This window comes from Phyllobacterium sp. P5_D12, from assembly GCF_054049495.1.
Genome location: NZ_JBFUMG010000125.1, coordinates 1 through 10465 on the forward strand (window position 1 = coordinate 1; position 10465 = coordinate 10465).

The 10465-nt window shown below is 56.9% G+C and carries 13 protein-coding genes and 1 pseudogene; 11 read left to right on the top strand and 3 right to left on the bottom strand.

Features of this window, described 5'->3' with window-relative positions:
* The 6 genes and pseudogenes from ACXJ5O_RS10765 to ACXJ5O_RS10790 all read left to right on the top strand — a co-directional run.
* A pseudogene (locus ACXJ5O_RS10765) lies at nt 1–589 on the top strand (glycosyltransferase family 2 protein); the annotation flags it as partial.
* Nucleotides 558–1883: an O-antigen ligase family protein gene (locus ACXJ5O_RS10770; RefSeq protein WP_457299890.1), complete on the top strand. Its 1326-nt coding sequence runs from the start codon at nt 558–560 to the stop codon at nt 1881–1883. The pseudogene ACXJ5O_RS10765 and the gene ACXJ5O_RS10770, both read left to right, overlap by 32 nt.
* Before the next feature lie 51 nt (nt 1884–1934).
* On the top strand, nt 1935–2747 hold the full coding sequence (gene proC, locus ACXJ5O_RS10775) for a pyrroline-5-carboxylate reductase (RefSeq protein ID WP_457299891.1): 813 nt from the start codon (nt 1935–1937) through the stop codon (nt 2745–2747).
* 37 nt (nt 2748–2784) lie between these two features.
* A complete protein-coding gene (locus ACXJ5O_RS10780) occupies nt 2785–3615 on the top strand; it encodes an urease accessory protein UreD (RefSeq protein ID WP_457299892.1) in 831 nt (276 codons plus the stop codon).
* A 31-nt stretch (nt 3616–3646) separates the two neighbouring features.
* Nucleotides 3647–3949, top strand: coding sequence for an urease subunit gamma (locus ACXJ5O_RS10785; RefSeq protein ID WP_106715462.1), 303 nt, complete (start codon nt 3647–3649; stop codon nt 3947–3949).
* A gap of 10 nt (nt 3950–3959) precedes the next feature.
* Nucleotides 3960–4265 carry an urease subunit beta gene (locus ACXJ5O_RS10790; protein WP_224512185.1) on the top strand — a complete coding sequence of 102 codons (306 nt, stop codon included), beginning with the start codon at nt 3960–3962 and terminating at the stop codon, nt 4263–4265.
* Between the two features lie 95 nt (nt 4266–4360).
* Here ACXJ5O_RS10790 and ACXJ5O_RS10795 read toward each other — a convergent pair whose 3' ends face one another.
* Nucleotides 4361–4744: a hypothetical protein gene (locus ACXJ5O_RS10795; RefSeq protein WP_457299893.1), complete on the bottom strand. Its 384-nt coding sequence runs from the start codon at nt 4742–4744 to the stop codon at nt 4361–4363.
* A gap of 178 nt (nt 4745–4922) precedes the next feature.
* On the opposite strand from ACXJ5O_RS10795, the gene ureC reads away from it, so the two are divergent.
* Genes ureC through ureG form a run of 5 tightly spaced genes read left to right on the top strand, consistent with a single transcriptional unit; the run spans nt 4923 to nt 8940 of the window.
* Complete coding sequence (ureC, locus tag ACXJ5O_RS10800) at nt 4923–6635, top strand: urease subunit alpha (RefSeq protein WP_457299894.1); 1713 nt, start codon at nt 4923–4925, stop codon at nt 6633–6635.
* A gap of 14 nt (nt 6636–6649) precedes the next feature.
* On the top strand, nt 6650–7165 hold the full coding sequence (locus ACXJ5O_RS10805; protein WP_457299895.1) for a DinB family protein: 516 nt from the start codon (nt 6650–6652) through the stop codon (nt 7163–7165).
* Nucleotides 7162–7659 carry an urease accessory protein UreE gene (gene ureE / locus ACXJ5O_RS10810; protein WP_457299896.1) on the top strand — a complete coding sequence of 166 codons (498 nt, stop codon included), beginning with the start codon at nt 7162–7164 and terminating at the stop codon, nt 7657–7659. The genes ACXJ5O_RS10805 and ureE overlap by 4 nt, the downstream gene beginning before the upstream one ends.
* Nucleotides 7595–8320 (top strand): urease accessory protein UreF, encoded by a 726-nt coding sequence (locus ACXJ5O_RS10815; protein WP_457299897.1) that lies wholly within the window; start codon nt 7595–7597, stop codon nt 8318–8320. Before ureE ends, ACXJ5O_RS10815 begins: the two co-directional genes overlap by 65 nt.
* On the top strand, nt 8317–8940 hold the full coding sequence (ureG, locus tag ACXJ5O_RS10820) for an urease accessory protein UreG (RefSeq protein ID WP_457299898.1): 624 nt from the start codon (nt 8317–8319) through the stop codon (nt 8938–8940). Before ACXJ5O_RS10815 ends, ureG begins: the two co-directional genes overlap by 4 nt.
* Here ureG and ACXJ5O_RS10825 read toward each other — a convergent pair.
* The gene (locus ACXJ5O_RS10825; RefSeq protein ID WP_457299899.1) at nt 8923–9942 is read right to left on the bottom strand and encodes an LLM class flavin-dependent oxidoreductase; all 1020 of its coding nucleotides are present in this window, start codon (nt 9940–9942) and stop codon (nt 8923–8925) included. The two genes, ureG and ACXJ5O_RS10825, sit on opposite strands and share 18 nt — an antisense overlap.
* 96 nt (nt 9943–10038) lie before the next feature.
* Complete coding sequence (locus ACXJ5O_RS10830; protein ID WP_112526143.1) at nt 10039–10242, bottom strand: hypothetical protein; 204 nt, start codon at nt 10240–10242, stop codon at nt 10039–10041.
* Nucleotides 10243–10465 lie beyond the last annotated feature (223 nt).

Consider the following 10465-nt stretch of genomic DNA (forward strand, 5'->3'; position numbering starts at 1 on the left):
GGCCTATGGTGTCGACTTTGTCGGCGGGCCGCAACTTCCGGTTTTCGCCAAGCCGGAACATACCAAATGGTCGACACACCCGGTTTTCAGCCCCCACCATACTCGCACTGGTCGCGTGCCGATCATCTATTCATCCGGGAATCTGCTGGTCGGGCGCAATGTGCTCGAGACCATGCCGTTTCCGTTTCTCGATCTCGCTTTCAACTTCATGGGCGGCGGGGATTCGGATTTCAKTAGCCGCAGCGTGGTCAAAGGCTTCACCATTGCCTGGTGCGCGGAAGCACCCGTTTACGAAACCATCCCAGCAAGGCGCGTTGAGGCGGACTGGATCCGCGCACGGGCACTGCGCAATGGCGTGATCTCCACCTTGATCGAAAAGCGCAAGCGTAGCGGTGAACCTTTTGGTGGAGCGAAGACTATCCTGAAGAGTCTGGCACTTCTCGCGGTCTCGCCGCTGCGGGCCGTGATCAAGGTCGTACAAACGGGATCTCTGTCCATCGGCACTTATCAGATCTATGTTGGCCTTGGCCGCGTTCTGGCGGAATTCGGATATTCGAATGAGCAGTATCGACAACCTGAAAAGAACTGACGCGGTATCTGCGATCCCAATGCGACTGGTCGCCAGTCTTATTGCGGCGATCATCCTTTGCGTGCTGCTGATCTCGTTTCGCCCGTTCCAACCGGCAAGTACGGCAATCGCAGGGAGCGGCGGGGATCTCGTCAATCAGCTCGGTTTCGGCGCCTTGGGCGGCATCTCCGTGCTTGCGATGATGGTGCTTGCGAACCCGCGTACGCTAATTGCCCTCATCAGCCCGATGTGGATCGTCATGTTCGGCTTTCTTTTCCTGTCGACATTTGTTGCCATCGATCCCGGAGCCGCTCAACGCGCTGTGCTCTTCACTGTGATCGCCGCTTTATGCATGATCGCGGTGCTGGCGCTTCCGCGCGATGCCGATGGATTTTCGCTGGCGCTGGTGATCGCAGCCTTTGCCGTGCTGACACTCTCCTATGCCGGTCTGGTTGTCGTTCCGGACCTCGCGAAGCATACCGCCAATGAGATCGAAGCCGAACATGCGGGACTTTGGCGCGGTATCTTCGCGCATAAGAATATTGCCGGACCGGTCATGGCGGCGTTCTCCTTTGCTGGCATATACCTGCTACGTCGCGGCTGGCGCGGGACTGGCATTGTCCTGCTGGTGCTGGCGCTCTGGTTCGTTGCGCATACCGGTTCGAAGACTGCGACGGCGCTGGTGCCAATCGTGATTTTCCTCGTCATGTTCCCCGGAATGTTCGGCTTTCGTATGGTGACTGCCGTGCTGATCGCCGCAGCTTTGATCGGATTCTTCTTCTTTACCATAGGAACACTCTTCTTCCCGGCTACGCACGATCTCCTCGTGCAGCTTGGCGCAGACACCACGTTTACCGGCCGCACATCCATTTGGCAGTTCGGGCTGGAAAAGCTCGCCGGAACACCGTGGCGCGGCTATGGTTTTGAAAGTTTCTGGGAAGCGCCGGTCGTGCGGCAGGCGGAAAATCCGAGCTACTACCTCGACTGGGACGTTCGCGGCATTGTGCATGCGCATAACGGTTATCTCGATATTGCAATCGCCATGGGTTATCCCGCCATGATCTGCGCGCTCATCGTCTTGATCGTGCTGCCGCTTTTTGACTATGCGCGCTGCCTGAAAAAGCGGGAGAATGTGTTCATGGCCGACTTTTTCATGATGTGCCTGACATTTTCGCTGATGAACGCTTTTCTTGAGAGCTTCTTCTTCCGGCGTGCAGATCCCGTGTGGCTGCTGGTGGTGATGGCTTGTTTTGGCCTGCGCATGACTGCTCGCGTTCCAATCCTCACGCACATAAATTCCCACAAGACCAGTTGACCGGGCGTACTTGGCCAGATCAAAGTGCCGCGACATCAGCGGGAGAATGAAATGGATAATGTGGTTCTGGTCGGTTGCGGCAATATGGGCTTTGCCATGCTCAAGGGCTGGCTGGACGCAGGTATATTGCAGCCAGATCAGGTCATAGTGATTGAGCCAACCGATGCGCTGCGTGAACGGGCGGCGACGCTTGGTGTTCATGCGCATGCCAATGCAAGCCGGCTCGATGACGATCTGTCGCCGCGCGTTATCCTCATCGCGGTCAAGCCGCAGGTGATGCGCGACGTGCTGCCCGCCTATGAGCGTTTCRCCGCCGGGTCAACTTTCGTCAGTGTCGCCGCCGGAGTTAAGGTTGCGTTGTTCGAGGAATTCTTAGGCGAAAAGACCCCGATTATCCGCACCATCCCGAATACGCCTGCTGCGATCGGCAAAGGCATGATCGTCACATTCCGCAATTCGAACGTGAGCGACGAGGATGCCGAATTTGTCGATACCTTGTTGAAAACCAGCGGAAAAGTTGCAGCCGTAGACGACGAAAAACTGATCGATGTGGCAACCGCGGTTTCGGGCTCGGGACCCGCCTACGTTTTTCACTTCATCGAATGCCTGACCGAGGCGGCTGTTGTGGCTGGCTTCGAACGAAAGACCGCGGAGCTGCTGGCAATGCAGACCGTCTACGGCGCTGGCGTCCTCGCCGCTTCGAGCGAAGACACGCCAACGACGTTGCGCGAACAGGTGACGAGCCCGAAGGGTACCACTGCCGCCGCGCTCGACGTGTTGATGGGCCATGACAAACTCAAGCGGCTTATGATCCGGGCTGTTTTCAAGGCACACCAGCGCGCTATAGAACTTGGCACCTATTGAGCTTCCGCAAGCTGGATCATTGCGATAGCGTGCCGAAATGAGCGTGCCTCCATCTGATCCAGCAATCGAAGCAAGACCGCAACGTGCCTTCGGCTCGGCTCATCTCGCTGTAAAAACCGGCAATGGCCGTACGCGTATCGACACACTCTATCAGGAAGGCTGCGCCAAGATTCTGTTGCCCGAGATTGATGATCGGTCGCTTGAGGCGGTGATGATCAACACATCAGGTGGACTGACGGGGGGCGACGAGATGCGCTGGAGGTTTGACGTCGCGGACGACTGCCGGGCGCAGGTCACCACTCAAGCATGCGAGCGCATCTACAAGGCATCTGCCGGAATCGCCGACGTAGCAAGCACCTTAAACGTGGGAAAGCGGRCATCGCTTGCGTGGTTGCCGCAGGAGACGATTTTGTTCGAGGGCTCGGCACTGAAGCGAACTCTTACCGTCGATCTTGCCGAGACAAGCCGTGCCTTGATCGTGGAGCCCGTGGTGTTCGGTCGCAAGGCGATGGGTGAGGACGTGCAGAACTGTCTGTTCCGGGATCGCTGGCGCATCCGCCGCGAAGGCAGACTGATCCATGCGGAAGATTTCACAATCGGACCCGACACGGCATCGATGCTGGGCCGCCCTGCCCTGTTCGGGGGAATGCGCACCATGGCCACTGTCCTGCTTCTCGATGCCGACGCCGAACGTCATCTTGAGCCGAGCAGAAAAATAGTTGGCACAAAAGGCGGTGTTTCCTTCTGGTCTGGCAAGCTTCTTGCGAGGCTTGTCGATGGCGACGCCTATTCATTGAGGAAACGGCTGGTGCCATTGATAGAACTGCTCAATGAAAAGGCAGGCGTGCCTAAAGTCTGGTCAATCTAGACGCAAAACTGAGTATGACTAAAGGAAAAGCATGAACCTGACACCACGCGAGAAGGACAAACTTCTCATCTCTATGGCGGCGATGGTCGCCCGCCGCCGACTCGAACGCGGCGTCAAGCTCAATCATCCGGAAGCCATTGCATTGATTAGCGATTTCGTCGTCGAGGGTGCCCGCGATGGCCGGTCAGTCGCCGATCTGATGCAAGCAGGGGCACATGTCATCACCCGGGAACAAGTGATGGAAGGTATTCCAGAGATGATCCACGACATACAGGTCGAGGCGACATTTCCGGACGGGACGAAGCTTGTCACCGTGCACGAACCGATAAGGTAGGAAACCGCAGATGATCCCCGGCGAAATCACTACGGCCAAAGGCGAAATCGAACTGAATGCCGGTGCCAGCAACATCATGCTGAAGGTGGCAAATACCGGCGACCGTCCGGTACAGGTCGGGTCGCACTATCATTTCTTCGAAGCCAACTCGGCACTGGTATTCGACCGCGATCAAGCGCGCGGCATGCGGCTCGATATTGCTGCCGGAACGGCGGTCCGGTTCGAGCCAGGGCAGGAGCGTGATATCACGCTCGTGCCGCTCAGCGGGAACCGGACCGTTTACGGGTTTCAGCAGAAGATCATGGGAAAGCTGTGACCGCTCCGCTTGACCTCATTTCCACGACAACAAGCGACCGGAGAAACACCGATCGCTGCGCATATCCCAGGCCTGGGTCAGGTAGGGCTTGCCTGTCAGCTTGGCTTCTTGGTCACGAGGGTCAGCAGGCCTTTGGAATCGAGGCTAGCAATGACCACCGCTGCGGATGTCAGCCCCTTTTCCTTCAGGGCGGCGGAGACTTGTGGCGACTTGTCGATCGACGTGCGCAATTTCTGCATGTCCGCGTCGCTACGCTTGGCAAKGGCGTCGTTGACCTGGGTCTTGGTCGCATCCGGCAGTTCATTGATGTCCACTATATTGATGGTGGTAATGGCCGTTGCACCAGGCTTTGCTGGAGTTTCGCTCTTTGGAGCGGGCTGCTCGGCGCTCGGAGTCTGCGGCGCCGCGGACTGCGCATAGGCAGCCGAAGTCGCAAGCGGGAATGCCGCACAGAGCGCGAGGGCTATCATCTTTCGCATCGTTTTTCCTTTCACGAGATTGGCGAACGATCATCTACTGATGACGCGCGCACTTCACATGCGGAATTCGATCTCAAGCGGTCGCTGATCGGGTTTTTCCAAGGCAATATCGCGGCAGAAATGTGGCAGCAGGCGCCCGTTGTCGCCCATTCGGTTATTCATACAAGAGGGAAATTCCATGCCCGCTAAAATTACCCGCGCGGCCTATGCCCGCATGTTTGGGCCAACGACGGGCGACAAGGTGCGCCTTGCCGACACCGAACTCTTCATCGAGGTAGAGAAGGACTTCACCATCTATGGCGAAGAAGTGAAGTTTGGCGGAGGCAAGGTCATTCGCGACGGCATGGGCCAGAGCCAGATTGCCCGTGCAGACGGTGCCGTCGACACAGTCATTACCAATGCACTGGTCGTCGATCACAGTGGTATTTATAAAGCCGATGTCGGTCTGAAGGGTGGGCTGATTGCTGAAATCGGCAAGGCCGGCAACCCCGATACGCAACCCGGCGTGACGATCATCATTGGTCCTGGCACGGAAATCATCGCGGGCGAAGGCAAAATCCTCACGGCCGGCGGTATGGATGCCCATATCCATTTCATCTGCCCGCAGCAAATTGAAGAAGCGCTGATGTCAGGCGTTACGACAATGTTTGGCGGCGGCACAGGACCAGCCCATGGGACACTGGCGACCACCTGTACGCCAGGGCCCTGGCACTTGGGCCGGATGATTCAGTCTTTCGACGCCATACCCATGAACATCGGCCTTTCAGGCAAGGGCAATACATCGCTGCCGAAAGCGCTGGAGGAGATGATCCTTGGCGGGGCGTGCTCGCTGAAACTGCATGAGGATTGGGGTACCACACCGGCGACGATCGACAACTGCCTCTCGGTTGCCGACCAGTACGATGTGCAGGTGATGATACACACCGATACGCTGAACGAGAGCGGCTTTGTCGAGGACACGGTCGCCGCCTTCAAGGGTCRCACAGTTCACGCTTTTCACACGGAAGGCGCTGGCGGTGGACACGCCCCGGACATCATCAAGATTTGCGGGCTTCCCAACGTCATTCCGTCTTCGACCAACCCGACGCGGCCCTATACCAAAAATACCATCGCGGAACATCTCGATATGCTGATGGTGTGCCATCATCTCTCATCATCGATCCCGGAAGATGTGGCGTTTGCCGAAAGCCGTATCCGCAAGGAGACGATCGCGGCGGAAGATATTCTGCATGATATCGGCGCATTCTCGATCATTTCTTCTGACAGCCAGGCCATGGGCCGTGTTGGGGAAGTGCTGATACGCACGTGGCAGACCGCCGATAAAATGAAGCGCCAGCGCGGGAGCCTGCCGCAGGAAACCGGCGACAATGACAATTTTCGCGTCAAGCGCTACATCGCGAAATACACAATCAACCCGGCGATTGCACAGGGTGTTTCCCGGCACGTGGGTTCAATCGAAGTCGGGAAGCGTGCCGATCTCGTTTTGTGGAACCCCGCTTTCTTTGGCGTAAAACCGGATATGGTTCTGCTTGGAGGCTCGATTGTTGCCGCACCGATGGGCGACCCAAATGCCTCGATCCCGACACCCCAGCCGGTCCACTATCGTTATATGTTCGGCGGCTTTGGCAAGAATGTCAGCAATTCGTCAGTCGTCTTTGCCAGCAAGGCTTCGGTCGAGGCTGGCTTGCGCCAGTCGCTCGGTATCGACAAACAACTGGTCGGCGTCGAAAACACGCGGAGTGGCATTTCCAAGGCGTCGATGATCCACAATGATGCCACGCCGCATGTGGAGGTCGATCCGGAGACCTACGAGGTTCGGGCGGATGGCGAGTTGTTGACGTGCGAGCCGGCAACGGTGCTGCCGATGGCGCAGCGCTACTTTCTGTTCTGAGGGGGAGGAACAAAGTGAAGGATCAATTCAGGCGGCTTGCGTACTATAACAAATGGGCCAATGGGCGTATTTACGCGTCAGCAGGCGCCCTTGACCACGAAGATTATTTCGCCGACAGACGCGCGTTCTTCAAGTCGGTGCATGGGACACTCAACCATATCCTGGCCATTGACAAGTTATGGTTCGGTCGCTTCACGGKGGACCTTTACGCCATTCCTTCCCTGGATGTCGTTCTGCACGATAATTTCAATGACTTGCATGCGGCGCGCATCGCCCTGGACGATCACATTGTCGACGTGGTCAACAATATGGATGAGGCATCGATCAGTGGTGTCCTTCACTGGATCACCACCGAAGGCCAGCCATATACGTCAACCTTGGATCGCGCGCTGACACAGATATTCAACCATCAGACGCATCATCGCGGTCAGGTGCATACGTTGCTTTCGCAACTGACCGGTGACGCGCCGCCGATCGACTTCTTCCTTCGCATGAACGACGATTTTCATGAGAAAGGCCAAGCGCGATGAAGCGTGTTACCAGCCACAACCACGCCGGGCATTATCACGGCGTGCCGTTCGATCGCGTTGTACTGGCGCATGACGAGCGGCATTTGCGGCGCAAGGTGCTGACACTAGAGCAGGGTGAACAAATCCTTGTCGATTTGCCCGAGGCTATCGCGTTCGAGCATGGCGACGTGCTTGTTCTTGAGGATGGGAGGATGGCCGAGATCATTGCGGCGGATGAAGCGCTTTACGAAGTCACGCCACGGGATCGCCGGCATCTGTCGGAACTCGCCTGGCATCTCGGCAATCGTCATCTGCCGGCGCAACTGGAAGAAAGCAGCATCGTCATCCTGCGTGATCACGTGATCAAGGCGATGCTGCAAGGTCTTGGCGCGAAGGTTACCGAGATCACTGCTCCGTTCCATCCACTGCACGGCGCATATCATAGCGGACATGGGCATTCGCACGCGCATGATCATGGCGATGATCATCGACACCACGATCATGCCCATGGCTGACCTTGCCTCAAACACCGCGCTTCTGCGCCTTATGACATGGCTTTCCCCTGCTTTTCCTGTCGGGGCGTTTTCCTACAGTCATGGCATCGAGCGGGCCGTGCATGATGGTTTGATCCACGACAAGGCATCGTTGCAAGACTGGCTTGTTGACCTCATGAACCACGGCTCGGTCTGGAACGATGCGGTTTTATTTGCCGCGAGCTGGAGGGATGCGGATACGGGTGGCAGCTGCCTCGAACAATCAGAGCTCGGAGAGGCGATGGCCGGCTCGAAAGAGCGGCACATGGAGACCATGCTGCAAGGCAATGCTTTCGTGCAGGCTATTGGACACTGGAGCAACGCAGAATCCGGCATGGCGAAAGAAATGCCCTATCCCGTCGCCGTCGCCATGGTTGCAGCCCGAAACAAGGTTGCATGTGAACCAGCGCTTGCCGCCTATCTTCACGCCGTCGTTTCCAACCTCGTTCAAGGCGCCGTCCGGTTGGTACCGCTCGGACAAAGCCACGGCGTCTCGTTGATGGCGGCAATGGAAACACAAATCCTGGCGGTCACTGAGCGTGCCGCGAGTTCCAGCCTTGATGATCTGGGCTCGGCCGGCATCATGTCCGACATCATGGCCATGCAACATGAAACACAGTATTCGAGGGTATTTCGCTCATGATTTCGCAAAACGGACCGCTTCGCATCGGGATTGGCGGGCCGGTTGGCTCCGGCAAGACCACTGTCACCGAAATGTTGTGCAAAGCGCTGCGCCACCGCTATTCCATCGCTGTCGTCACCAATGATATCTACACGAAGGAAGACGCGCTGATCCTCAACCGGCTGCAAGCCCTGCCCGAAGACCGGATCATGGGTGTCGAAACGGGCGGTTGYCCACACACGGCCATCCGGGAAGATGCTACAATAAATCTGCAAGCCATCGCCGAGATGAACAAGCGCCATCCCGACCTCGACATCGTCTTTATCGAGTCCGGCGGGGACAATCTGGCCGCGACTTTCTCACCTGATCTCGCCGACCTGACCATCTATGTCATTTCGGTTTGCCAGGGCGAAAAAATACCGCGCAAGGGCGGGCCGGGCATCACGCGCTCGGATCTGCTGATCATCAACAAGAAGGATCTCGCGCCCCATGTCGGCGCTGATCTCGATGTGATGGATGCGGATACCAAGGTTCAGCGTGGAGCGAAACCCTATGTGTTCACCGACATGCTGCGCAGAAACGGCCTTGACGAAGTCATCTCATTTATTGAGGCGGCGGGCGGTCTACGCCAGGCGGCTTAGCGGTGCAGCTTCAGGCCGCTTGATCATGGTTTCAGCGAGAATCTCGTAAGAGCGGATTCTGGCTGGATGATCGAAAATCTGGCCTGTCACCATAATCTCGTCTGCTCCCGTGCGCACGATGAAATCCTGCACGCCAGTCTTGACGGTTTCCGGCGACCCGACGACCGAGCAGGATAGAGCCTGACGCAAAATCGCCTTCGCGTGGAGGTCGAGTGTTTCTTCATAACCTCGCACCGGCGCGGGCAATGGCCCGGGATTGCCCGTACGTAGATTGACGAAGGCCTGCTGCTGCGAGGTTTGCAGAAGCTTTGCCTCGTCATCGGTTTCTGCGGCGAAGACGTTAAGTCCCAGCATCACATACGGCTTGTCGAGATATTCCGACGGTTCGAACCGTGTTCGGTAAATCTCGATCGCCCGCTCCATTTCAGCCGGCGCAAAATGCGATGCGAAGGCATAAGGCAGGCCGAGTGCCGCTGCGAGCTGTGCGCCGAAGAGGCTGGAGCCCAGTATCCACACAGGCACTTTCGTCCCCGCCCCCGGAACAGCTATGACGCGCTGGCCCGGCTCGGGATCGCGGAAATACCCCATCAACTCGACCACATCCTGCGGGAAGCCGTTGATGTCCTGATCGAGATTGCGGCGCAATGCCTGGGCGGTAATCTGATCTGTGCCCGGTGCACGGCCGACGCCGAGATCGATACGGCCCGGATGCAAGGAAGCCAGCGTGCCGAAGGCTTCAGCCACCATCAACGGTGAATGGTTCGGCAGCATGATACCACCGGCGCCAAGCCGGATTTTCGACGTACCAGCCGCGACATGCGCGATCACAACGGCTGTCGCCGCGCTGGCAATACCCCGCATGCTGTGATGCTCAGCTAGCCAAAGACGGTTGTAGCCAAGGCGCTCAGCGTTTTGCGCAAGATCCAGCGAATTACGAAGGGACTGTGCGGCATCGCTGCCGGCGACAATCGGTGAAAGGTCAAGGACAGATATCGGGGTCATTGCCTTCATATAGGCGGTCGGCGAAAGCGCACAATAACAGGGTGCGATTTCATGATTCACAAAAATTGAAGCTTGATTGAATAAGAAGGGTGAGATTCAGAGGTGGCGGGAGCGGGACGATTCCAGGCGCAGTTCCATGCCGACCACGGCGCGGGTTTCCTGCGACAGCTGCTCATCGGATTCACGTATCGCAGTTTCGATGAAATAGGCAATCATCTCGAAACCTGCATTGTCCGCCAAGGTGCACAATTTTGAGAGTTCTGTTTTTAATACTTCGAGTGTTTGTGCTCTCTTGTTCATGCTGTTCTCTCCATATCCCGTGAACCGCAATAGTGAGTTGTATCCCACTAAAATCTTCTCGCATTAGTGCAAGGACAAAAGCCATGCGACCAATGTGCTTATCAACAAATTCCCCGATACTTTCGAAGAAATTTCCAGCGATGGTTAATTGTATTTGTTGATTCCACCACGACTGCGCAAGTAACATTAATCTCAAAATATGCGAATTGAAAAGTCCTTTAAT

Excerpts from the sequence above, each read along its gene's own strand:
- ACXJ5O_RS10825 (WP_457299899.1), bottom strand. The coding sequence starts at position 9,942 with ATGACCCCGATATCTGTCCTTGACCTTTCACCGATTGTCGCCGGCAGC.
- ACXJ5O_RS10815 (WP_457299897.1), top strand. The coding sequence starts at position 7,595 with ATGGGCATTCGCACGCGCATGATCATGGCGATGATCATCGACACCACG.
- ureE (WP_457299896.1), top strand. The coding sequence starts at position 7,162 with ATGAAGCGTGTTACCAGCCACAACCACGCCGGGCATTATCACGGCGTG.
- ACXJ5O_RS10790 (WP_224512185.1), top strand. The coding sequence starts at position 3,960 with ATGATCCCCGGCGAAATCACTACGGCCAAAGGCGAAATCGAACTGAAT.
- ACXJ5O_RS10770 (WP_457299890.1), top strand. The coding sequence starts at position 558 with ATGAGCAGTATCGACAACCTGAAAAGAACTGACGCGGTATCTGCGATC.
- ACXJ5O_RS10785 (WP_106715462.1), top strand. The coding sequence starts at position 3,647 with ATGAACCTGACACCACGCGAGAAGGACAAACTTCTCATCTCTATGGCG.
- ACXJ5O_RS10830 (WP_112526143.1), bottom strand. The coding sequence starts at position 10,242 with ATGAACAAGAGAGCACAAACACTCGAAGTATTAAAAACAGAACTCTCA.